Annotated in this window: 20 protein-coding genes; 9 read left to right on the forward strand and 11 right to left on the reverse strand. The window is 63.3% G+C overall.

The window, feature by feature from the left end:
- Window positions 1-477: 477 nt before the first annotated feature.
- From JFU57_RS23745 to JFU57_RS23780, 8 genes are all read left to right on the forward strand, one after another.
- Complete coding sequence (locus JFU57_RS23745; protein WP_078473381.1) at window positions 478-1257, forward strand: transporter substrate-binding domain-containing protein; 780 nt, start codon at window positions 478-480, stop codon at window positions 1255-1257.
- A 70-nt stretch (window positions 1258-1327) separates the two neighbouring features.
- Window positions 1328-2053: an ABC transporter permease gene (locus JFU57_RS23750; protein ID WP_078473380.1), complete on the forward strand. Its 726-nt coding sequence runs from the start codon at window positions 1328-1330 to the stop codon at window positions 2051-2053.
- Window positions 2050-2760: an ABC transporter permease gene (locus tag JFU57_RS23755; protein ID WP_078473379.1), complete on the forward strand. Its 711-nt coding sequence runs from the start codon at window positions 2050-2052 to the stop codon at window positions 2758-2760. The genes JFU57_RS23750 and JFU57_RS23755 overlap by 4 nt, the downstream gene beginning before the upstream one ends.
- 78 nt (window positions 2761-2838) lie before the next feature.
- Window positions 2839-3600, forward strand: a complete 762-nt coding sequence (locus tag JFU57_RS23760; protein ID WP_078473378.1) for an ABC transporter ATP-binding protein — start codon at window positions 2839-2841, stop codon at window positions 3598-3600.
- Window positions 3601-3612: 12 nt separating this feature from the next.
- A complete protein-coding gene (locus tag JFU57_RS23765) occupies window positions 3613-4092 on the forward strand; it encodes an Lrp/AsnC family transcriptional regulator (protein WP_007974731.1) in 480 nt (159 codons plus the stop codon).
- A 390-nt stretch (window positions 4093-4482) separates the two neighbouring features.
- Window positions 4483-5421: a citrulline utilization hydrolase CtlX gene (ctlX, locus tag JFU57_RS23770; protein ID WP_201130964.1), complete on the forward strand. Its 939-nt coding sequence runs from the start codon at window positions 4483-4485 to the stop codon at window positions 5419-5421.
- Entirely contained in the window at window positions 5418-6452 is a 1035-nt protein-coding gene (astA, locus tag JFU57_RS23775; protein WP_078473376.1) for an arginine N-succinyltransferase, read from the forward strand. Before ctlX ends, astA begins: the two co-directional genes overlap by 4 nt.
- Before the next feature lie 69 nt (window positions 6453-6521).
- Window positions 6522-7382: a LysR family transcriptional regulator gene (locus JFU57_RS23780; RefSeq protein WP_078473375.1), complete on the forward strand. Its 861-nt coding sequence runs from the start codon at window positions 6522-6524 to the stop codon at window positions 7380-7382.
- 104 nt (window positions 7383-7486) lie between these two features.
- Here JFU57_RS23780 and JFU57_RS23785 read toward each other — a convergent pair whose 3' ends face one another.
- From JFU57_RS23785 to arnB, 11 genes are all read right to left on the reverse strand, one after another.
- Window positions 7487-8194 (reverse strand): HPP family protein, encoded by a 708-nt coding sequence (locus JFU57_RS23785; protein ID WP_201130965.1) that lies wholly within the window; start codon window positions 8192-8194, stop codon window positions 7487-7489.
- 161 nt (window positions 8195-8355) lie between these two features.
- Window positions 8356-9534: an MFS transporter gene (locus JFU57_RS23790; RefSeq protein WP_078472904.1), complete on the reverse strand. Its 1179-nt coding sequence runs from the start codon at window positions 9532-9534 to the stop codon at window positions 8356-8358.
- A 157-nt stretch (window positions 9535-9691) separates the two neighbouring features.
- Window positions 9692-11317 carry an ArnT family glycosyltransferase gene (locus tag JFU57_RS23795; protein ID WP_201130966.1) on the reverse strand — a complete coding sequence of 542 codons (1626 nt, stop codon included), beginning with the start codon at window positions 11315-11317 and terminating at the stop codon, window positions 9692-9694.
- Window positions 11318-12691: a UDP-glucose dehydrogenase family protein gene (locus JFU57_RS23800; protein ID WP_201130967.1), complete on the reverse strand. Its 1374-nt coding sequence runs from the start codon at window positions 12689-12691 to the stop codon at window positions 11318-11320. It abuts the gene before it with no gap.
- Window positions 12688-13101: a 4-amino-4-deoxy-L-arabinose-phosphoundecaprenol flippase subunit ArnF gene (arnF, locus tag JFU57_RS23805; RefSeq protein WP_078472907.1), complete on the reverse strand. Its 414-nt coding sequence runs from the start codon at window positions 13099-13101 to the stop codon at window positions 12688-12690. The genes JFU57_RS23800 and arnF overlap by 4 nt, the downstream gene beginning before the upstream one ends.
- Window positions 13098-13442: a 4-amino-4-deoxy-L-arabinose-phosphoundecaprenol flippase subunit ArnE gene (arnE, locus tag JFU57_RS23810; RefSeq protein WP_020297497.1), complete on the reverse strand. Its 345-nt coding sequence runs from the start codon at window positions 13440-13442 to the stop codon at window positions 13098-13100. Before arnE ends, arnF begins: the two co-directional genes overlap by 4 nt.
- Window positions 13439-15088 (reverse strand): lipid IV(A) 4-amino-4-deoxy-L-arabinosyltransferase, encoded by a 1650-nt coding sequence (arnT, locus tag JFU57_RS23815; RefSeq protein WP_201130968.1) that lies wholly within the window; start codon window positions 15086-15088, stop codon window positions 13439-13441. The genes arnE and arnT overlap by 4 nt, the downstream gene beginning before the upstream one ends.
- Window positions 15085-15969 (reverse strand): 4-deoxy-4-formamido-L-arabinose-phosphoundecaprenol deformylase, encoded by an 885-nt coding sequence (gene arnD, locus JFU57_RS23820; protein ID WP_201130969.1) that lies wholly within the window; start codon window positions 15967-15969, stop codon window positions 15085-15087. The genes arnT and arnD overlap by 4 nt, the downstream gene beginning before the upstream one ends.
- Window positions 15969-17960, reverse strand: a complete 1992-nt coding sequence (arnA, locus tag JFU57_RS23825; protein ID WP_201130970.1) for a bifunctional UDP-4-amino-4-deoxy-L-arabinose formyltransferase/UDP-glucuronic acid oxidase ArnA — start codon at window positions 17958-17960, stop codon at window positions 15969-15971. The genes arnD and arnA overlap by 1 nt, the downstream gene beginning before the upstream one ends.
- Window positions 17957-18976: an undecaprenyl-phosphate 4-deoxy-4-formamido-L-arabinose transferase gene (gene arnC / locus JFU57_RS23830; protein ID WP_078472912.1), complete on the reverse strand. Its 1020-nt coding sequence runs from the start codon at window positions 18974-18976 to the stop codon at window positions 17957-17959. The genes arnA and arnC overlap by 4 nt, the downstream gene beginning before the upstream one ends.
- A gap of 5 nt (window positions 18977-18981) precedes the next feature.
- Window positions 18982-20121, reverse strand: coding sequence for a UDP-4-amino-4-deoxy-L-arabinose aminotransferase (arnB, locus tag JFU57_RS23835; RefSeq protein ID WP_201130971.1), 1140 nt, complete (start codon window positions 20119-20121; stop codon window positions 18982-18984).
- Between the two features lie 502 nt (window positions 20122-20623).
- On the opposite strand from arnB, the gene JFU57_RS23840 reads away from it, so the two are divergent.
- Window positions 20624-21556 carry a site-specific integrase gene (locus JFU57_RS23840; RefSeq protein WP_201130972.1) on the forward strand — a complete coding sequence of 311 codons (933 nt, stop codon included), beginning with the start codon at window positions 20624-20626 and terminating at the stop codon, window positions 21554-21556.
- Window positions 21557-21564: the final 8 nt, after the last annotated feature.

A 21564-nucleotide genomic window follows, 5' to 3' on the forward strand; every position in this document is an offset into this window, starting at 1 on the left:
TATAGGACGCTCGCGCGCGAGCGATGGCGGATCGTAACAGTGCAAATTTGCCAAGTACAACCGGGATAACTGCAGGTTGCCTGTGCATTTTTACCTTATGGGTAAGCCCGCAACCCGCGACCGGGCTTGCGCTTCGCAGGGTACAAAAAGCGACGCATTATTGATTTACAAGCCCAATCCTGAGCCATGACGACAGAATCGGCTGTCAGACGGCTGTGTTCAGCATGGTTCGGCTGTCTGGGCGGGGCCTTACGACACCTGGCCGACCCCGGCTATTGGCATTCTGGCGGTCCGTTACAGCGCACCCAGGTGGTGACTGAGGACGGGCGACACGTTCGACGACCGGTGACTGCCGGTCGAAAACAACAATAAGACACCCCTGCGATGGACCTCGCAATAACTCTCTGCCCCTGTCGAAAAGTGTGGTTCGGTGCCTGCGCCGGCCGCGATAAATCCAAATACTCCGGGACTCTGAAGATGAACAATAAATGGCTGGCTTTGCCTGCACTGGCGTTGGCGTTGTGCGCGACCGGTGCCAGCGCCAAGGAATGGAAAGAACTGCGATTCGGCGTCAACCCCAGCTATCCGCCGTTTGAATCGACCACCGCCGATGGCGGCGTGCAGGGCTTCGGCGTCGACCTGGGCAATGCCATCTGCGCCGAGCTCAAGCTCAAGTGCGTGTGGGTCAGCAATGACTTCGACGGCCTGATCCCGGCCCTCAAGGCTGGCAAATTCGACGCCATCGAGTCGTCGATGACGGTCACCGATGCACGGCGCAAACAGATCGACTTCACCGACCGCCTGTATGCCGGGCCGACCGCCATCGTCACCCGCAAGGACTCGGGACTGCTGCCGACTGGCGAGTCGCTCAAGGGCAAGACCCTGGGTTACATGCAGGGCACCATCCAGGAAACCTACGCCAAGGCCAAGCTCGGTCCGGCCGGGGTCAAGTTGCGTGCCTATCAGAATCAGGACCAGGTTTACGCCGATCTGGTGTACGGCCGTCTGGACGCCTCGATTCAGGACAAACTACAAGCGCAGATGAGCTTCCTGACATCGCCCCAGGGCGCTGACTTCCAGAACAGCGAGGGCATCAGCGACCCGTTGGTGCCGTCGGAAATCGCCATTGGCCTGCGCAAGGACCAGGACGAACTCAAGGGCATGCTCAACGCCGCGATCAAGGCCCTGCACGAGAAGGGCATCTACGCCCAGATCCAGCAGAAGCACTTCGGTGATCTGGACCTCTACAACAACTGATCCGCGAACCCTGCCCGGCGCCGTGCGATGCGGCGCCGCGTAGGGCTGTGGCGCATCAAAGGTGACTGGCGTGAATACCTTCCTCAATCTTTTCGGTCTCGATCTCGGGGCCCTGCAGGGCTATGGCCCGCTGTTGCTGCACGGCACCTGGGTCACCCTGAAACTGTCGGCACTGGCGCTGCTGGTGAGCATGCTCCTGGGCCTGCTGGGCGCGGCGGCCAAGCTTTCGCCGCTGCGCCTGCTGAACGTGCCGGCGACCCTCTACACCACGCTGATTCGCGGCGTGCCGGACCTGGTGCTGATGCTGCTGATCTTCTACAGCCTGCAGGGCTGGCTCAGCAGCCTCACCGAGTTCATGGGCTGGCCGTTCATGGAGATCGATCCGTTCGTGGCCGGCATCATCACCCTGGGCTTTATCTATGGCGCGTACTTCACCGAGACCTTTCGCGGGGCGATTCTCAGCGTGCCCCGGGGCCAGCAGGAAGCCGCCGCGGCTTTTGGTCTCAATCGCTGGCAACGCTTCCGGCACGTGGTCTTCCCGCAAATGATGCGCTTTGCCTTGCCGAGCCTGGGCAACAACTGGCTGGTGCTGCTCAAGGCCACCGCCCTGGTGTCGATCATCGGTCTGTCGGACCTGGTCAAAGTGGCTCAGGAAGCCGGCAAGAGCACCTTCAATATGCTGGATTTCCTGTTGCTGGCCGGCGCCCTGTACTTGCTGATCACCAGTGCTTCCAACTACCTGCTGCGGGTGCTTGAGCGGCGTTACAACCAGGGCGTACGAGGGATGTCGCGATGATCGAACTGATTCAGGAATACTGGAAAGCCTTTCTGTTCAGCGATGGCGAAGGCCTGACCGGGCTGGCCATGACCCTGTGGCTGCTGGTGGCGAGCATCGCCATGGGCTTTGTCCTGTCGCTGCCGCTGGCGATCATGCGTACTTCGCGCTGGGCGCTGCTGCGCTGGCCGGTGCAGCTGTTCACCTATGTGTTTCGCGGGACGCCGTTGTATATCCAGCTGCTGATCTGCTACAGCGGCATCTACGGCATCGCCGCCGTGCGGGCCCAGCCGCTGCTCGAAGGGTTTTTTCGCGATGCGATGAACTGCACCCTGCTCGCATTCACCCTCAATACCTGCGCCTACACCGTGGAGATTTTCGCCGGGGCGATCCGCAGCATTCCCTACGGTGAGATCGAGGCCGCCCATGCCTATGGCCTGAGCGGCTGGCGCCTGTACCTGCGGCTGATTCTGCCTTCGGCGCTGCGCCGGGCCCTGCCGTTCTACAGCAACGAAGTGATCCTTATGCTGCACGCGACCTCCGTGGCGTTCACCGCGACCATCCCCGACATCCTGAAAATCGCCCGTGACGCCAATGCCGCGACCTTTATGACCTTCCAGGCATTCGGCATTGCCGGCTTGCTCTACCTGGCCCTGTCATTCGGCCTGGTGGGGGCCTTTCGCCTGGCCGAGCGCCGCTGGCTGAACTTTCTCGGGCCCGCGCACTGACCCTGTGCGGTGCGTGTCGACCTGCCCTTATTTTTGTGTGAAGTGCCAGCCGGCGGGCGGGCGCTTCAGGAGTAGCCCATGTACAAACTGACCGTTGAAAATCTCTACAAGCGATTTGGTGACAACGAGGTGCTCAAGGGCGTCTCGTTGAAGGCGCGCGCAGGCGACGTGGTGAGCATGATCGGTGCCAGCGGCTCCGGTAAAAGCACCATGCTGCGTTGCATCAACTTTCTGGAGCGGGCCGACGAGGGCAGCATCGAGCTGGATGGCGAGCGTATCGCCACCCGCGCGGCCCCCGGCGGCATGCGGGTGGCCAGTCCGGCCCAGTTGCAGCGCTTGCGCACGCGGCTGGCCATGGTGTTCCAGCATTTCAACCTGTGGAGCCACCTGACCGTACTGGAAAACATCACCCTCGCGCCGTGCCGGGTGTTGGGCGTCAGCCGCAAGGACGCCGAACAGAGCGCCCGGGCCTACCTGGATAAGGTCGGTCTGCCGCAGCGGGTCGCCGAGCAGTATCCGGCGTTTCTCTCCGGTGGCCAGCAACAGCGCGTGGCGATTGCCCGGGCGCTGGCGGTGGAACCGGAGATCCTGTTGTTCGACGAGCCGACCTCGGCGCTCGACCCGGAACTGGTGGGAGAGGTGCTCAAGGTGATCCAGGCCCTGGCCGAGGAGGGGCGTACCATGTTGATGGTCACCCACGAAATGGGCTTTGCCCGGCAGGTGTCGAGCCAGGTGTTGTTTTTGCATCAAGGACGGGTCGAGGAGCAGGGCGATGCACAGATCCTCGACCAGCCACAAAGTGAACGTTTGCAGCAATTTTTATCCGGCCGTTTGAAGTGAGGGAAAACACCCATGGCGGACATCCGCGACCTGTCGATCGTGCTTGATCGGATCGACCAGGCGATCATCGAGGTGCTGCGCCACGAAGGGCGCATCACCTACCAGAAACTCTCCGAACGCGTGCACCTGACTCCCAGGCCATGCCTGGAACGGGTGCGCAAGCTCGAACAACTCGGAGTGATCCGCGGCTACGGCGCGATTCTCGACGAGAAAAAACTGACTCCGGGGTTGTCGTTGCTGGTACTGGTGGCGTTGTCCAACCAGAGCGGGCGCGCCGCGCAGAAGGCCTTCGAAGCCAAAGTCCGCGCCTGCCCCCAGGTGCTCGAATGCCGGTTGATCAGCGGCGCCTTCGACTACAGCCTGCGCATGCGCTGCCGCGACATGGAGCATTACCGGGTGCTCACTGAAGTCTGGTTCGACGACCCCGATCTGCACATCGACAAACTGGTCAGCCACCCCGAACTGGCGATGGTCAAGACCACCATGGAGTGACCCCGTGGTCGCTGCCGCAAGGCAGCGCCCGCGCCCACGCAGTAACACGCAACATTCCAACGCCTGTCCTGCCTGTATGGCCCTTCGCAACACCGCAACTCCAGCTGACCCAGCACCGCCCTCTTATTAGTCGCTGCCCCCAGGCCCGGACCTCATTCGGATGCGGGCCCTCTGCAACATCGCACTCTGACCTGATATTTCACGGCGCCTGCGACGGCCAGCGCAGCCTGGCGGCAGCGGCTACGGGCCGCGTTTTTCGGCGCCGCCGAATCGGCTGCACGCCGGCGCGCTTTCAGCCATTTCCGGCATAGCCCCCGGCCTTATCAGCCGGGTTTTTCCGGCTCCGAGCCCGACAATGAGCGCCTCTCAACCCTCATTGATGCTGTGCCCATGCAAACCACCAATACCGTTTTGATGATTCGCCCGACACGTTTCTCCTTCAATCAGGACACCGCCGCCAACAACCGCTTCCAGCGCCCCGCGGCAGTCGCCGAAGATGTGCAGCGCCAGGCCCTGCAAGAGTTCGACGGCTATGTCGCGGCGTTGCGCGCCGAGGGGGTGGAGGTCATGGTGCATGACGACGCCGAGGCGCCGCACACGCCGGACTCGATCTTCCCCAACAACTGCTGGAGCAGCCACCCCGACGGCACCCTGGTGCTGTACCCGATGCAGGGCCATAACCGGCGCCTGGAGCGCGATAAAGGTGTGCTCGAGCGCTTGCGCGATGCCTATCAGGTCGAACAACTGCTCGACCTGTCGAGCCTGGAGCAGCAGGAAATCTTCCTCGAAGGCACCGGCAGCATGGTCCTGGACCGCGAACGGCGGATTTGCTACGCCGGCTATTCCACCCGTACCCATGCCCGGGCCCTGGATCAGTTGATCCAGCACCTGGGCTATGAGTTGTGCGCCTTCAGCGCCGTCGACCGCCAGGGCGTGGCGATCTACCACACCAATGTGATGATGAGCGTCGGCACCCGCCTGGCCGTGGCGTGCCTGGAATCGGTGCGCGATTTGGGCGAGCGCCGGGCCTTGCACAGCCGCCTCGAAGACAGCGGGAAACAGGTCATGGCCTTGAGCTGGGATCAGCTGGAGTCCTTCGCCGGCAACATGCTGGAGGTGCACACCAGCACCGGCGAGCCGCTGCTGGTGATGTCGCGCACCGCCTGGCAGTCCCTGGATGGCGAGCAGCGGCGACTGGTCGAGCGCCATGCCCGACCGCTGCCGGTGAACATCGACACCATCGAACGCATTGGCGGCGGCAGCGCGCGCTGCATGCTGGCCGAAGTCTATCTACCCAAACGTGCCACCCCTCTGGAGCAATCGCGATGATCGTGCGTCCCGCTACATTGGCCGACCTGCCGGCCTTGTTGACCCTGGCCCACAGCGCCGGAACCGGCCTGACCACCTTGCCGGCAGATGCCGGGCGCTTGCGCCAGCGCCTGGAGTGGGCTGAGAAGACCTTTGCCGGGCAAGCCGAACGCGCCGATGCCGACTACCTGTTCGTGCTCGAAGGTGAAAACGGCGAGGCCTTGGGGATCTGTGCCCTGGCCGGGGCCGTGGGCCTGCGCGAGCCCTGGTACAACTACCGCCTGGGATTGTTTGTGGCGGCGTCCAAGGACCTGGGGATCAACCAGCAACTGCCGACCCTGTTCCTGGGCAACGACATGACCGGGCATTCGGAGCTGTGCTCGCTGTTTCTTCACGCCAACCACCGCAGTGGCCTTAATGGGCGCCTGTTGTCCAAGGCGCGGTTTCTGTTCCTGGCGGAGTTCCGCGAGCATTTCGGCGACAAGGTGATCGCCGAGATGCGCGGGTTCTCGGATGAAGAGGGCGTCTCACCGTTCTGGGAGGGCCTGGGCCGGCATTTTTTCAAGATGGATTTTGCCGACGCCGACTACCTGACCGGCCTGGGCAACAAGACGTTTATTGCCGAGTTGATGCCCAAGTTCCCGCTGCCCACCTGCCTGTTGCCCCAGGAGGCGCGCTCGGTGATCGGCCGCGTCCACCCCAACACCGAGCCGGCCCTGGGGATGCTCAAGTCCGAGGGTTTCGGCTTCAAGGACTACATCGATATTTTCGACGGCGGGCCGCTGATCGAGTGCGCCACCGGCGAGATTCGTGCGGTGCGTGACAGCCAGGTGCTGCAACTGAGCATCGGTACGCCGGGCGAGCAGGCCGAACCCTACCTGATCCACAATCGCCAGTTCGCCGACTGCCGGATTACCGCAGCCCCGGCCCGGGTGGCGGCCGGCACCCTGATTGTCGCCGCCAGCACTGCCGCCAGCCTGGGCTTGAACGCCGGCAGTTCGGTACGCGCGGTGAGCCTGGCGGTGCCGCAGCAGCAGCTGTCGGCAGCCTGAGCAACACCGCTGCAGCGCGGGCGGGCGAGCGCCGCTACAATGGCGCTCGACTTTTGTGTCCGAGGCACCATGGATATCGAGCTGGCCCGCACCTTTTTGCAAATCGTCCGCAGCGGCAGCCTGGTGGCCGCCGCCGAGCATCTGCACCTGACCCAGACCGCCATCAGCGCCCGGGTGCAGAACCTCGAAAGCCAGCTCAACTGCAAGCTGTTCGTGCGCAATCGTGCCGGGGCCCGACTGACGCCCGACGGCGAAGCCTTCATTGTCTACGCCAACCAGTTGCTGCAGACCTGGGAAGCCGCCCGGCGCGACCTGCCGTTGCTGGAGGGGTATCGCAATGTGCTGCACATCGGCGGCGAAATCAGCCTGTGCAACCCGCTGATGCTGAACTGGGTGCGACGCCTGCGCCTGGCGATTCCCAGCCACGCGATCCGCAGCCAGGTGGGAGACGGCGCGAGCCTGCAGCGGCAACTGGAGATGGGCGTGCTGGATGCTGCGCTGGTGTATCAGCCGGTGTACTGGCCGGGCTTGCAGGTCGAGCAGTTGCTGGAGGAAAAACTGATCCAGGTGCGCCTGGCCGGCCAGCCCGAGCCTTATGTGTATATCGACTGGGGCGATGACTTCCGGCGTCAGCACGACGCGGCACTGCCGGATCAGGCCAAGGCCGCGGTGGGCTTCAACCTCGGGCCGCTGGCGTTGCAATTCATCCTTGAGGGCGGTGGCAGCGGCTACTTCCGGACCCGGGTGGTGCAGAGCTACCTCGACAGCGGCGTGCTGGAACGGGTGGAAAAAGCTCCGGAATTCAGCTTCCCGACCTACCTGCTGTATGCCCGCGAGCGCGACTCCGTCGAGTTGCAACAGGCCTTCGACGTGCTGCGCGAGGTCATCGCCGGCGACAACGACTGGTCCCAGCGGTGGTCGCCTTTGTAATCACACGATGGCCGTAACCGACACGGCCGCTGCGGCGGTGGTGATGGCCAGCGCAGCCTGGGGCAGCGGCTACAGGTTGCCCGGCATACCACGATGGCGTCTGGTCAGAGTCTGGGGGCCAGCACTTCGCCGATGCTGCGCCGGCGGGCGTGGGCTTCGCTGGCGTGAATCAGTTGTTCGAGGTCTTGCGGGGTGACGTCGAAAAACTCCTGCATCTCCGCCAGGGCCAGTTGCAGGTCGGCGGCGGTGATTGCCTGGCTGTCCACCACGGGCGGGTGGGCAGGGATCGCCGGCGTCGGTTCGCTGGCCGCCTTGGGGTAACGGATGCGCGTCAGGTTGTTATAGACCAGGGCGCACAGCAGCAGGCACAACGCCCCGAGCATCGTCGACGCCAAGGCGCGCCAGTCCAGGGCAATGGTCGCCGGGTCAGCCAGAACCAGGGTCAAGGCCAGTGCGCCGGCGGGTGGATGCAGGCAGCGCAGCCAGCACATCAGCACCAGCGCCATGCCGGCGGCGAGACAGGCACTGCCCAGGCTGCGTCCCAGCACATGGGCCGCCAACAGCGCGACCACCGCGGCACACAGATAGCCACCCAGAATCGACCAGGGCTGGGCCAGCGCCCCGGAAGACACGGCAAACAGCAACACGGCCGAGGCCCCTAGCGGGCCGATCAGGTGCACCGCGACTTCCATGCCGAACACTTGTCCGCACAGCCAGACGCTGATCAGTGTCCCCAGGGCCATGCCAATGGCGGCGCGGCTCCATTCCGCGGGACGGGTATTGATGGCGGCAGGTTTCCAGCGTGCAAACATAAGCAGAGCAATCCAATCGACGGGCAAAAAGAAGGGCTGTCTGGATAACCAGAAAGCCCTTTAACGTTCCAACATTTGGGGGAGGAACGGGCACAGTGTGCCGCGCCTTGCTGCTGCACACAAATTCATAATGATGCTGCTTAACTGCATTATTTTTGTATTTAAGCTGGGTCAGCCAAGGCCACGCGCCGGGCACTGAGGAAACACAGCAACCCACCCAGGGCAGTCAGCGCACTCAAGGCATAAAACATGGTCGGCGCCGGTGAGTGCACCAGCAGGTAACCGCAAATCACCGGGCTCAATGCACCGCCCAGGGCCGCCAGGTTCTGCGCGCCGTAGTAGCTGCCACGCAGAGCATCGGGGGCCAGGGTGTCGATAAACAGAAACTCCGCCGGGTAAATGATCATTTCGCCCAAGGTGAAGACGAACATCGCCAGGCACCAGCCCAGCAGGCTGTCGGCCAGGCTGAAGCCGATCAGCCCGAGGATGAACAGGCCGGTGCCGACCGCAATCCAGTAGCGCAGTTGCTCACGCTTGAGGAAGCGGCCGATCTGGTACTGCAACAGGATCACGCACAAGGCGTTGCAGGCCAGCAGGGCCGCCATGGTGTCGAGGGCGCTTTGAGCGTCCGAGGTGACCAGCAGGTACTGCGACAGGTACAGGGTGAAGCGGCCATGGACGATGGTGCTGAGCAGGCAACCGGCGGTGAACATGATCAGCGTGCGGTCGTTTTTCAGGGTGACCAGGGTCTGGATAAAACTTTGCGGTTTGCTCAGGGTATCGCTGCCCGACGCCGAAGGAATGCCGCGCATCAGCAGGGTGCTGAACAGGGCGATAACACCGGCAATCAGAAACGGCGCCAAGGGCCAGGCGCCGGCGATCACCACGCCCAGCATCGGCCCCGTGGCGTAGCCGATATTGGTCAAGGTGTAGCGCAGGGAGAAGGCCTTGGCCCGTTGGCTGATGGGCAGGTTCTCGCTGAGGATCGCCTTGGAGCCGATCAGGAACAGCGCCGAGGCGGTCTCGGTCACCACCAGAATCACGGTGGTCAGGTAGAGGTTGTGGGCAAAGGTCAGCAGCACGAAACCGACAGCACTGGAGAGCATGGTCAGGATCAGCAGCCGGCGTTTGTCCAGGCGGTCGATGATGTAGCCGCCGTATAGCGCCAGCAGGGTGGCGACAAACACCGCAATCCCCAGCAGCAGGCCGACGTCCTGTTGGTCGAGGTGCAGCTTTTCGCTGAGAAACAGCGTGAGCAACGGGCTGGTGATGGCTCGGCTGATCACGATGGTCAGCGAACAGATCATCAGGCGCCGGATAACCAGGGAATAAGTAGCCACGACCGTGCAGAGTCCTTGTGCCGGATACGGGCAGCATCCATTGAGCCGCCCTGGAGCGCCCATCACAGGCACCTTCTGTGCGCAGCCTACAGAATCCGGCGCATGGCGTAACGCAAATGCTCGTGTGCGCCGGGTCAATCACCCAGCCCCGATAGCCTCAGGGCTGGGGCGTCGAGCCTGCCGGTATGTGCAGCAACAGGTAGTCATTTTTATCGAAGCGCCCACTCAAGGCTGGTTTCAACTGGCCCAGGGGCGAGTCGTGCAGGCTCGGCAGTAGGTTGCGGTCGATCACCACCCAGGCCGGGCCCGGCACCTGCGCCAGGGCTTGCGGCTGATCGGTGAACAGCGGTTGCATATCCTGTTCGAGGTGCACCATGAACTTGATCGCCTTGGCGTCCTTGCCCATGCCGTACAGCACCAGCGGCGCCGGGTCGCGCTGGATCAGCTGCAGCGCCGCCTCGGTGAAGGCTTGCGTGTCGTACAACTGGCGCTGCACCGGCTCGAACACTCCGATATAGCTGGTCCACACCGCCAGCACGGCGGTGTAGGCCAGGCCGACGGCTCGCCAGCGCGGCTTGAGCAGCCAGGCCAGGGCGACGGCCTGCAACAGCCCAAGCAGGATCAGCATCGGCGCCAGGTGCTCCAGTTGCTCGGGAAACTTACGCCGTAACAGCAGCAGGCCAATCAGCAACAGCCCGGGCAATACCAGCCACAGGCCCTGGATCAGGCCGCGCAGCCAGGCGAACCAGCGGCCCTGCTGAACCTGGAAGGGATAGGCCGCAACCATCGCCGCCATGGGCAGCATCGGCAGCAGGTAGCGCGCCTTTTTCGCCTGGGGGATCGACAGGCCGATCATCACCACCAGTCCGGCAGCGGTGCACAGGCGCAGCAGCTTCAATGCCGGGCCCGATTCCCTGGAGCGGCCCAGCAGGACCGCGATCCACGCCAGGATCGCCAGGGGGTAGGCGAGGGCGTAGTTGCCCAGAGAGCTGGTGAAATAGTAGAAGGCATCGCTCGCGCCCTCACTGCCGTCCATGCGCCCCATGAACTGCATGCGGATCACATCGTCGACAAAGGCTTGCCCACCGCTGAGCCTGGCCAGCCACAGCAGCAGGGCAACGCAGGCGCCCAGCAGCAACAGGGCGCTGAATCCGAAGCCGAACAGGCGCCGCCATTGGCCGTTGAGCAGGTAATAACTGCAGAGCATACCGGTGGGAATCACCAGGCCGATCGGCCCGCGAATGGCGAAACCCAGGCCCAGCAACAGGAAAATCAGCCACAGCCGGCGCGGCGCGGCGAAGTGGTCATGGGCATACCCCAGGTAAAACACCGCCAGGGCCACCGCCGCCAGCAACTGGTCCTGGGACACGGCGCGGGTTTCACTGATAAAGGTGTTGCTGAGCAACAGCAGGGCGACGCTGAGCAAGGCCCAGGTCCTGGAATAGGGCGCCAGCAGGCGGTAGATCAGGCTGACGATCAGTGCCGAAGCGATGGCCGTGGGCAACCAGGCGCTCAGGCTGCTGACCTGGCCCGAGGGCAGGGAAAACAGCCAGATCAACAGGGTCGAGGCACTGGAATAGTCAGCGTAGGGCTGGCCATAGGTGGTGGGGAAAAACCCCGGCCCGTGGCGCAGCATCTCCTTGGCGAACAGCACGAAACGCGAGTCGAAACCGATGATCGGCTGCTGATAGACGCCGGCGCAGAACAGCAGTAATGCCAGCAGCCCCAGCCCCAACGATTGCCAGAGAAGAGTTTTCGAAGGGGGACTGGGGAGCGGATTCATTCAGGCATCGACCGTGTGTGCAGACCATTGTTGATGGGGGATAGGCAGGTTGCGCGACTCGCCACGACCGATCGGGAAGTAGGTGAAACCATTGCGCGCCAGGCGTTCGGCGTCGTACAGGTTGCGCCCGTCGAAAATCACCGGGGCCTTGAGCCGTTGTTCGATCAGTTCGAAATCCGGCGCCTTGAACTGCTGCCATTCGGTGCAGATCACCAAGGCGTCGGCGCCGTTGAGTACCGATTCCGGGGTGCCCATCAGCATCAGCTTCGACTCGTCGGGGTAGAGCTTTTGGGTTTCCTGCATGGCTTCCGGGTCGAAGGCGCGGACCTGGGCACCGGCGGCAAACAGTGAGTCGAGCAGGACGCGGCTCGGCGCATCGCGCATGTCATCGGTGTTGGGCTTGAAGGCCAGGCCCCAGAGGGCGAAGGTCTTGCCGCGCAGGTCGCCTTTGTAGAAGGCATTGATGCGCTCGAACAGCTTGTGTTTCTGCCGCTCGTTGATTGCTTCCACCGCTTGCAACAGATCGCTGGAGCAATTGGCCGCCTGGGCGCTGTGGATCAGCGCACGCATGTCCTTGGGAAAGCACGAGCCGCCGTAGCCGCAGCCCGGGTAGATGAAGTGGTAGCCGATGCGGGTGTCGGCGCCGATCCCCAGGCGCACCGATTCGATATCGGCCCCCAGGTGTTCCGCCAGTTCGGCGATCTGGTTGATGAAGCTGATCTTGGTCGCCAGCATGCAGTTGGCGGCGTACTTGGTGAGCTCGGCGCTGCGCAGGTCCATGAACATGATGCGGTCATGGTTGCGGTTGAACGGCGCATACAGGTCACGCATCACTTCCCGCACTTCTTCGCGTTCGCAACCGACCACGATCCGGTCCGGACGGCGGCAGTCGGTCACGGCCGAGCCTTCCTTGAGGAATTCCGGGTTGGAGACGATATCGAACTCCAGTTCACGCCCGCCCAGGGCCTGCTCGATGTGGGCCTTGAGGGTGTCACCGGTGCCCACCGGCACCGTGGATTTCTCCACCAGGATCACCGGCTGCTGACGGTGGCGAGCCACCGCGTCGCCGACCGACAATACGTAGCGCAGGTCCGCCGAACCGTCGTCGCTGGAGGGCGTGCCCACTGCGATAAACAGCACCTGGCCATGCAGCACCGCGAGTTTTTCATCGCAGGTGAACTGCAGGCGCTTGGCTTCCAGGCTGTCGCGCACAAGGCTGGCGAGGCCAGGTTCGAAGATGCTCACATGCCCCTGTTGCAGCAGCTTGACCTTGTTCTCGTCGATGTCCATGCAGATGACATCGTGGCCGACTTCAGCCAACACGGCGGCCTGTACGAGACCGACGTAACCACTTCCAAATACGCTGATTTTCATGGGGTATTCCTGGGACTTGTCGCGGGTGCAGATCGAGAGTTGATGGTAATCACGCCGAGGATGACCAAGGCCACCCCCAGGCTTTTGGAAAGCGTGAAGGGTTCATGGAACCAGGGCAGCCCGGCCGCCAGCAGGTACACCAGGGCGTAGCTGATGCTCAGCAGCGAATAGGCGCGGCCCAGGGGCAAGTCGCGCAGGGCCAGCAGCCAGCACAGCATCGACAGGGCATAGGCACAGATGCCTGCCAGCACCACGCCCAGGGCCACATAATCAATGCCGCCGCTGCCCAGTGCGTCCAGCCATTGGGCCGGCTCGGGCAGGCGGGTCATGCTCCAGCGCATGCCCAACTGGGCGGCGCTGACCAGGCTCACACTGCCCATGGCGAAGGCGAAACCGCGGGACCGGCTCATGCGTGGCGACTCAACAGCAGTACCCCGGCAATCACCAGCGCCACGCCCAGCCAGTGACGGCGGTCGATGTGCTCGCGAAACACGAAGTGGGCAATCAGGGTAATCAATACAAAGTTCAGGCTGAGCATGGGGTAGGCCACGCCCACTTCCATGCGTTGCAGCACCAGCAGCCACACCAGCAAGCCCAGGCCGAGGCTGAACAGGGCCAGCCATAGCCAGCCTGAGCGCAGCTTTTGCAGGGCGCTGGAAGGGCGGTCACGCCAGCTTTCAACGGCAAACTTCTGCGCCACCTGGCCCAGGCAGGTCAGCCCGCAGGCCAGCAGTAGAAGCAACAGGCTCATGGCTGGCTCTGGGGAATGATGAAGATCACGATATTGCCTTGCTCGTAACGCTTGGCGTCCTTGGGCAGCAATTCGACTTCATGGGCTTCGTCACTGCTCTTGACCCGCATCACCACGCCGATGGTGCCTTGCTGGCGGTTTTCGGCGATCCATGGCTGGACCTGATTCAGGTCGACCTTGCGCGCGGCGCTGTCTGCATAGCCCAGGCCGTATTTCACTTCGCCTTCGGTGTTGTATAGCGTCACGTCGGCGCGGCCCAGACGCCAGGCCAGGGCCGATGCGGCGCCCAGGTCGTTGCTCAGCAGGGCCTTGGCCTGACCCAGTTCGGCGACGTGGTCGATGATGAACTGGTCGGGAATCTTGTTGTAGACCACCTTGTTCGGCAGGGCCGCGGGGGCCAGGGCCACCAGCAGAAAGCTGCCCAGGGCCGGCGCCGCCCACAGCGCCAACGGGCGCATGGCCTGCAGCAGGTTGCTGAAGATCCAGCCCAGCAGCACCACGTACACCAATACCAGGTGCTGGGGCTCGTCCACATACACCGGTTTTTTCAGCTGGAAGTACACCAGGGCCAGCAGTCCCAAGACGCCGGCCACCAGGTTGAGCACACCGTTGCAGGCCAGGAGTCGGGTCTTGCCGGCGGCCAGGCGGTCCATCAGGGTGTTGCCCATCAACAGTGCCAGGGGCAGCAGGCACGGCAGGATATAGGCCGGCAGCTTGCCTTTGCTCAGGCTGAAGAAGGCCAGGGGCAGTACCAGCCACAGCAGCAGGAAACCGCTGCTGTTCAGGCGGCGCTGTTGCCAGGCCTGTTTCAGGCTGGCTGGCAGCAGCAGGACCCAGGGCACGCTGAAACCCACCAGCAACGGCAAGTAGTACCACCAGGGCGAGGCGTGCTGGGCATCGTCCCCGGCAAAGCGCCGGATGTGCTCGTGCCAGAAGAAGAAGCGCCAGTAGTCCGGTTCCTGGGCGTGCACCGCCAGGGCCCAGGGCAGGCTGATCAGGATCGCGACCAACACGCCGATGCCGCCGTAGATCAGCAGCGAGCGCAGGCGCTTCTGCCAGACCGCGTAGGGCAGGGCCACCAGCACCGGCAGCAGCCAGGCGAGAAAGCCCTTGGTCATGAAGCCCATGCCGCAGGCCAGGCCCAGCACGACCCAGGCCAGCACCTGGCCGCGTGGGGTGCGGCAATCGAAGGTAAACCACAGCGCCACCAGGCTCAGGTTGACCCAGAAGGTGAACTGCGGATCGAGGTTGGCGTAGCCGGCTTGCGCCGCAACCACGGTAAAGCTCATGTAGAGCAGGCCGCTGGCCAGGCTCTTGCGCGGATCATTCCACAGGCGCCGGGCCAGCAGATAGGCCAGGACCACACTGAGGCCGGTGCTCAGGGCCGAGGCCACGCGCACGCCAAACAGGTTGTCGCCGAACAGCGCCTGGCCGATGGCGATCATCCAGTAACCGGCCACCGGCTTCTCGAAGTAACGGATGCCCATGAAGTGCGGGCTGGCCCAGTTGCCACTGTGGAGCATTTCCTGGCTGATCTGCGCGTAGCGGGTCTCGTCCGGGATCCACAGGCCATGGGTGGCCAGCGGCGCCAGGTAGAACAGGCCGAAGGCAATCAGCAGTAAGGGCAGGGCCCAGTGTCTACTCATGCGCCCTGTACTCCCAGCCAGCCTTCACGGCCTTCGAGGGCGCCGCGCACCACCTGCCCCTGGGGCAGGCTGGACAGATCCGCGGGGAGCAGCTGCCCCAGGGGTTGGAACTGGATGTCGCGTTGCTGGGCACTGGCCAGCAACTGACGGAAATCATTGGCCATCAGAATCCCTTCTACCTCGGCATGAATGGTGTAGGCGTTGAGCTTGTCAGGGCTGAACCGATCCAGAATAAACGCGTTGAAATCCTGCGCTGCCACTACCGGCCCGACCACTTCATCGAAGGTCGGCAGGTCCACCGGGATCTGCGGCGCACCAAGGCTGCCGTCCGCCAGCCGCGGCTGGAAGATCGAATCGCCACGGCAATCGCTGTTGTAGCGCAGGCCGAAGGTCTGCTTGGCCTCGATCACACGCTCGTCGGCACGCCAGCCGGCGCTTGCCGAACAGTCGACGCGCTGGCCAAGAATGTCATTGAGAGTGTCGAGACCCTGGCGGATCTGCTCGATCAGCTGCGCCTGGCTCCAGCGCCCGGCGTTGGCCTGCCAGCCATGGTGATCCCAGGCGTGCAGGCCGACTTCATGACCGGCGGCCAGGGCCTGGCGCATCAGATGCCCCAGGTCGCGGCCAATGGGTTTGCCCGGCCACGCGGTGCCGGCCAGCAGGATGTCCCAGCCGTAGAGCCCCGCTGCATTGGAACGGAGCATCTTCCACAGGAACTGCGGACGAATCAGGCGCCATAAATGGCGCCCCATGTTGTCCGGACCGACGCTGAAGAAGAAGGTCGCCTTGACCCCGGCTTCATCCAGCAGTTCGAGCAACCGCGGCACCCCCTCACGGGTGCCACGATAGGTGTCGACATCGATGCGCAGACCTGCCTGCATCAGCGCTTGTCCGCGATTTCGAGCATGGCTTCACGCAGGAAGAAATCCAGCGTATTGCCGATGGTTTCGCTCATCTCCACGGTCGGCTCCCAGTTCAGCAGGCGCTTGGCGTTGGCGATGCTTGGCTTGCGGTGCTCAACGTCCTGGTAACCGGCACCGTAGAACGCCTTGCTCTCGACATCGCGGAAGCCGGCGAACGGCGGGAAGTTGGCCCGCAGCGGGTGGGCTTCGAACTGACGCAGCAGCTCTTCGCCGAGCTGGCGGATGCTGGCTTCGTTGTCCGGGTTGCCGATGTTGATGATCTGACCGTTGCAGGCGTCATTGTCGTTGTCGATGATCCGCGCCAGGGCTTCGATGCCGTCGGCGATGTCGGTGAAGCAGCGTTTCTGCTCGCCGCCGTCGAACAAGCGGATCGGCGTGCCTTCCACCAGGTTCAGGATCAGTTGGGTAATGGCTCGGGAGCTGCCGATACGCGCCGAATCCAGGCGGTCCAGGCGCGGGCCCATCCAGTTGAACGGACGGAACAGGGTGAAGTTCAGGCCCTTGGCGCCGTAGGCCCAGATCACCCGGTCCAGCAGTTGCTTGGACACCGAGTAGATCCAGCGCTGCTTGTTGATCGGGCCGACGATCAGGTTCGAGGTGTCTTCGTCGAAGTTCTTGTCCTGGCACATGCCATAGACTTCGGAGGTCGAGGGGAAGATCACGCGCTTGTTGTACTTGACGCAGTAGCGCACCAGCTTGAGGTTTTCCTCGAAGTCGAGCTCGAACACACGCAGCGGGTTGCGGGTGTATTCGATCGGGGTGGCGATGGCCACCAGGGGCAGGACCACGTCGCACTTCTTGATGTGGTACTCGATCCACTCCGAGTGGATGCTGATGTCGCCTTCGACGAAGTGGAAGTTGGGGTGGCTGCGCAGGCGCTCGATGGCGTCGGAGCCGATGTCCAGGCCGTAGACTTCGTACTTGTCGTCACGCAGCAGGCGCTCGGACAGGTGGTTGCCGATAAAACCGTTGACCCCCAGGATCAGCACCCGGGTCCGGCGTGGTGCACGACCGGATTCCGCACCGCGCAGCACCGAGCCGTCTACCAGCCCCAGCTCGTTGGCCAGTTGCGGGCCGCTCAGGTACAGGCCGTTTTCATTGCGCTGGCCGGCGTTGATCACCAACGAGTCCTGGCCGCAGGCGATGCGCAGCGGGTCGACACTGATCACCCGGCCCGGGGCCAGGCCTTCATTGCCCTTGACCACGTCGGCGCTCCAGACAATCAGCTTGTGCTCGCCCACGGCGCAGAACGCGCCCGGGTACGGCTTGGTCACGGCGCGAACCAGGTTGAACAGCTGCTCGGCGCTGTTCTTCCACAGCAGCTTGCCATCAGCCGGGGTACGGCGGCCGAAGGTAGTGGCCTTGGACTCGTCCTGGGCGGTCTCGCTGATTTTGCCCTGGGCCAGCAGCGGCAGGGTGTCATGCAGCAGGCTGGAAGCGGCGTTACGCAGTTTGGCGTGCAGGGTCAGGGCGGTGTCGGTGCGGTCGATGGCCACGCGCTCCTGGGCAATGATCGCCCCGGCATCGGCGCGCTTGACCATGCGGTGCAGGGTCACGCCGGTTTCGGTTTCGCCATTGACCAGTACCCAGTTCGCCGGAGCACGGCCGCGATAGCGTGGCAGCAGCGAGCCGTGCAGGTTGAACGCACCTTTGCCGGCGGTGGCCAGCAGGGCTTCGCTCAGCAGGTTGCGGTAATAGAAGGAGAACAGGTAGTCGGGGTTGAGCTTGGCGATGCGCTCGATCCACAGCGGGTGGTTGGCGTCTTCCGGCGCATGCACCGGGATGCCCTTGAGGGAGCACAACTGGGCCACGGAGCCGTAGAAGGTGTTTTCTTTCGGATCGTCGGCATGGGTGAACACCGCGGCTATCTCGTAACCCGCGGCGAGCAGGGCTTCGATGCCGGCACAGCCGATATCGTGGTAGGCGAAGACGACAGTTTTATTGCTCATGGCGAAACCTGATCAGAGAGAGTGGAAGTAAGACCGTCGACAGTGACAACGGGAGCAGGGGCGGCAGGTTGACTGCGCAAGACTTTTTCGATGAAGAAGCGTGGCCGGGCACGAACGTCGCTGTACATGCGCCCCAGGTATTCACCCAGCAGGCCCATGCCGATGAACTGGCCACCGGTGAATACGAAGAGCACCGCGAACAGCACAAAAGTGCCGTCGCCCGCCCATTCGGCACCAAACACCAGGCGCAACAGGATCAGGGCGAAGGCGAACAGCATGCCCAGCGCCGCCATGCTGAAGCCGATGATGCTCAGCAGGCGCAAGGGGGTCGTGGTCATGCAAGTGATCAGGTCGAACATCAGGTTGACCAGACGCATCGGGCTGTATTTCGAATCGCCGTGCTCGCGCTCGGCATGCTCCACCAGGACCTCGGTGGTATGGCGGGCAAAGCTGTTGGCCAGGATCGGAATAAAGGTGCTGCGCTCGCGGCAGGCGAGCATGGCGTCGACGATGGTGCGGCGGTAGGCGCGCAGCATGCAGCCGTAGTCGCTCATGGCCACCCCGGTGGAGCGCTGCACCGCGAGGTTGATCAGCTTCGACGGCCAGCGGCGGAAGGCCGAGTCCTGGCGATTGTTGCGCACCGTGCCGACCACGTCGTAGCCCAGCTCAGCCTGGGCCACCAGGCGCGGGATTTCTTCCGGTGGGTTCTGCAGGTCGGCGTCGAGGGTAATCACCACATCGCCACGGGCCTGTTCGAAACCGGCCATGATCGCCGCATGCTGCCCGTAGTTGCGGTTGAGGATCACCGCTACCACCGGGCTGCCTTCGCGCTCGGCGGCGGCTTGCAGGATGTTCGCCGACTCGTCGCGGCTGCCGTCGTCGACTAGCACGATTTCGAAGTCGTGCTTGAGCAGGCGACAGGCTGCTTCGGTGCGCCGCAGCAGTTCGGGGAGGCTCTCTTCTTCGTTGTAGACCGGGATCACGATCGACACGAACTGAATCGGATAAGGTTTCAAAGGCTTCAGTCCAGGAGGGTGGCAATGGCACCGACGACCCGATCGACATCGTCGAGGGTCATGTCGGGGAACAATGGGATCGAACACAGGCGTGCCGAGTTCCATTCGGTATTGGGCAGTTGCACGTCGGGGAAGCGCTGGCGGTAGTAGGTGTGCAGGTGGGTGGCAATAAAGTGGATGCCGCTGCCGATGTTCTGTTCCTGCAAGCCTTTCATGAACGCATCGCGGTCGATCCCGCAGCGCTCGGCATCGATGCGCAGGATGAACAGGTGCCAGGCGTGCTGCTGCGGGTAGGCGGGCAGGTGCAGCGGTTGCACCGGGAGGCCGGCCAGGCGTTCCAGGTACGCCTGGGCCAGGGTCTCGCGCTGGGCGTTGATCTGCTCCAGGCGCTTGAGCTGGACCAGGGCGATCGCGGCATTGATATCGGCCAGGTTGTACTTGAAGCCGGGCTCGATCACCTGGGCCTGGGGCTTGCGACCGTGGGTCAGGCGGTCATAGGCATCCACACCGAGGCCGTGGAACTTGAGCATGCGCACCCGATCAGCCAATGCCTGGTTATCGGTGGTGAACATCGCGCCTTCGGCGCAGGTCATGTTCTTGATCGCGTGGAAGGAGAAAATCGCCGTGCCGTGGGCGCCGATGGCCCGGCCACGGTACTGAGTGCCCGCGGCGTGGGCGGCGTCTTCGATCACCGGGATTCCGTGTTTGTCCGCCAAGGCGTAGAGCGGGTCCAGGTCAAAGGCGGCACCGGCGTAATGCACCGGGATGATGGCCTTGGTGCGCGGGGTGATGGCGGCCTCGATGCGCTGGGCATCGGTCATCAGGGTGTCGCGGTCGATGTCGACAAACACCGGGGTCGCCCCCAGCAGGCAGATCATGTTGGCGGTCGAGACCCAGGTCTGGGATGGAGTGATGACTTCGTCGCCGGGGCCGATGCCCAGCGCCAGCAGGGTGATATGCATGGCGCCGGTGGCGGAGGACAGGGCGACGGCATGCTGGCAGCCGACCCGTTGTGCAAATTGGTGTTCGAGCTCCTGGTTTTGCGGGCCGGTGGTGATCCAGCCAGAGCGCAGAACCTGCTCTACAGCGGCGATCTCTTCATCGCCAATACTCGGGCGTGAGAAAGGTAGGAAAACCTGATTCATGCAGACCTCGGGGTGAAAAAGTGTCAGGAGTCAAGCAAAGTCGAGGACGCGGTGCGCGCCGTAACCGGTGTGTGGCGAGGAGGGGCATGTACAGTCATTCAGTCTCATCCATAAGTCAGCGCGACGTGGGAATTCATGCTCTGTTGCAGTAAAGACCATAGCGGCCAAAAGTAAATGTAGATCAAGGTGTTATCTTTTCAATGGAGGAATGACTTGCATTACGCTTCAGGCTTGAGAGTGGATTCAGGTTAAGCGGAAAAATGTGAAACGAATATGAAAAAAAAGCCAACGCGGCGTTTATCTTTGACCTAGACAGCTAGTGTTCAGACTTTGAACCGCGCCGACTTCAAATGGATGCCAAGGCCCACGCCAAGCCCTTTTGGCAAATACCTGAACCCCCCTTGCGGCGATGGATTCGCGCTTGAAACCTTGCAACCCGGATTGAATCCGCTCAACGTGAACCGCCTGAAAGTTGAACGTGCTTCACGTTCGCCCCACCGCCATGACCCGGACAAAAGAGCACCCCTTGCACGCTGCCAACCCCTTGACCCTGTACCTCGCCCGACTGGCGCCATCGAGCCAGTTGACCATGCGCTATGTGCTGCAGGATGCCGCCGACCGCCTGGGCCACGACCAGAGCAATATCGAGGACCTTGCCTGGCACCGGTTGCAGCCCGCCGATGTGATCGAGTTGGTGGCGGCGCTGCGCAGCGACGGTTACGCGCCCAACACCTCGTCGTTGTACGTCAATGCGTTGCGCGGGGTGATGAACGAGGCCTGGCGCCTGAACCTGATCAGCCAGGAACATCTGCTTCGCATGCGCTCGGTCAAGCCCATGGCCGGGACGCGGCTGTCCCAGGGGCGCAACCTCAAACGCACGCTGATTCAGGAGTTGATGGCGGCCTGCGCGGCGGATCCGCGGCCCCAGGGCCTGCGCGATGCGGCGATCATCGCGGTGCTGTATGGTTCGGGCATGCGCAAGTCGGAGTCGGTGAACCTGGATCTGGCCCAGGTCGATTTCGCCGAACGCAGCCTGCAGGTAATCGCCAAGGGCAACAAGCAGTTGATCAAATATGCGCCGCAGTGGGCGTTCGCCAAGCTCCAGGCCTGGCTCGATTACCGCCGTTCGCAGTTACCACCGGGGCAGGAGGACGATCTGTTCCTGTTCAACCGCATCCGTCGGGGCAGCCATATCTGCCGCGAGCGCCTGACTAAACACGCGATCTACTACATCGCCCGGCAACGTGGGGCCGAGGTCGGGGTGCGGATCATGCCCCATGACTTTCGCCGCTCGTTCATCACCCGGGTGATCGAAGAACATGACCTGTCGATTGCCCAGAAGCTGGCGCACCACACCAATATCCAGACCACGGCCAATTACGATGTGCGCGACGACAACGAGCGGCGCCGGGCCATCGACCGGTTCGATCTGTAGTCGCAACA

Origin of the sequence: Pseudomonas sp. TH07 (assembly GCF_016651285.1) — a bacterium.
Classification (GTDB): domain Bacteria; phylum Pseudomonadota; class Gammaproteobacteria; order Pseudomonadales; family Pseudomonadaceae; genus Aquipseudomonas.

What these genes read in the sequence shown, in the direction of transcription:
- JFU57_RS23745 (WP_078473381.1), top strand. Translation starts at nt 478, where the DNA reads ATGAACAATAAATGGCTGGCTTTGCCTGCACTGGCGTTGGCGTTGTGC.
- JFU57_RS23755 (WP_078473379.1), top strand. Translation starts at nt 2,050, where the DNA reads ATGATCGAACTGATTCAGGAATACTGGAAAGCCTTTCTGTTCAGCGAT.
- JFU57_RS23760 (WP_078473378.1), top strand. Translation starts at nt 2,839, where the DNA reads ATGTACAAACTGACCGTTGAAAATCTCTACAAGCGATTTGGTGACAAC.
- JFU57_RS23765 (WP_007974731.1), top strand. Translation starts at nt 3,613, where the DNA reads ATGGCGGACATCCGCGACCTGTCGATCGTGCTTGATCGGATCGACCAG.
- ctlX (WP_201130964.1), top strand. Translation starts at nt 4,483, where the DNA reads ATGCAAACCACCAATACCGTTTTGATGATTCGCCCGACACGTTTCTCC.
- astA (WP_078473376.1), top strand. Translation starts at nt 5,418, where the DNA reads ATGATCGTGCGTCCCGCTACATTGGCCGACCTGCCGGCCTTGTTGACC.
- JFU57_RS23780 (WP_078473375.1), top strand. Translation starts at nt 6,522, where the DNA reads ATGGATATCGAGCTGGCCCGCACCTTTTTGCAAATCGTCCGCAGCGGC.
- JFU57_RS23785 (WP_201130965.1), bottom strand. Translation starts at nt 8,194, where the DNA reads ATGTTTGCACGCTGGAAACCTGCCGCCATCAATACCCGTCCCGCGGAA.
- JFU57_RS23795 (WP_201130966.1), bottom strand. Translation starts at nt 11,317, where the DNA reads ATGAATCCGCTCCCCAGTCCCCCTTCGAAAACTCTTCTCTGGCAATCG.
- JFU57_RS23800 (WP_201130967.1), bottom strand. Translation starts at nt 12,691, where the DNA reads ATGAAAATCAGCGTATTTGGAAGTGGTTACGTCGGTCTCGTACAGGCC.
- arnF (WP_078472907.1), bottom strand. Translation starts at nt 13,101, where the DNA reads ATGAGCCGGTCCCGCGGTTTCGCCTTCGCCATGGGCAGTGTGAGCCTG.
- arnE (WP_020297497.1), bottom strand. Translation starts at nt 13,442, where the DNA reads ATGAGCCTGTTGCTTCTACTGCTGGCCTGCGGGCTGACCTGCCTGGGC.
- arnT (WP_201130968.1), bottom strand. Translation starts at nt 15,088, where the DNA reads ATGAGTAGACACTGGGCCCTGCCCTTACTGCTGATTGCCTTCGGCCTG.
- arnD (WP_201130969.1), bottom strand. Translation starts at nt 15,969, where the DNA reads ATGCAGGCAGGTCTGCGCATCGATGTCGACACCTATCGTGGCACCCGT.
- arnA (WP_201130970.1), bottom strand. Translation starts at nt 17,960, where the DNA reads ATGAGCAATAAAACTGTCGTCTTCGCCTACCACGATATCGGCTGTGCC.
- arnB (WP_201130971.1), bottom strand. Translation starts at nt 20,121, where the DNA reads ATGAATCAGGTTTTCCTACCTTTCTCACGCCCGAGTATTGGCGATGAA.
- JFU57_RS23840 (WP_201130972.1), top strand. Translation starts at nt 20,624, where the DNA reads ATGACCCGGACAAAAGAGCACCCCTTGCACGCTGCCAACCCCTTGACC.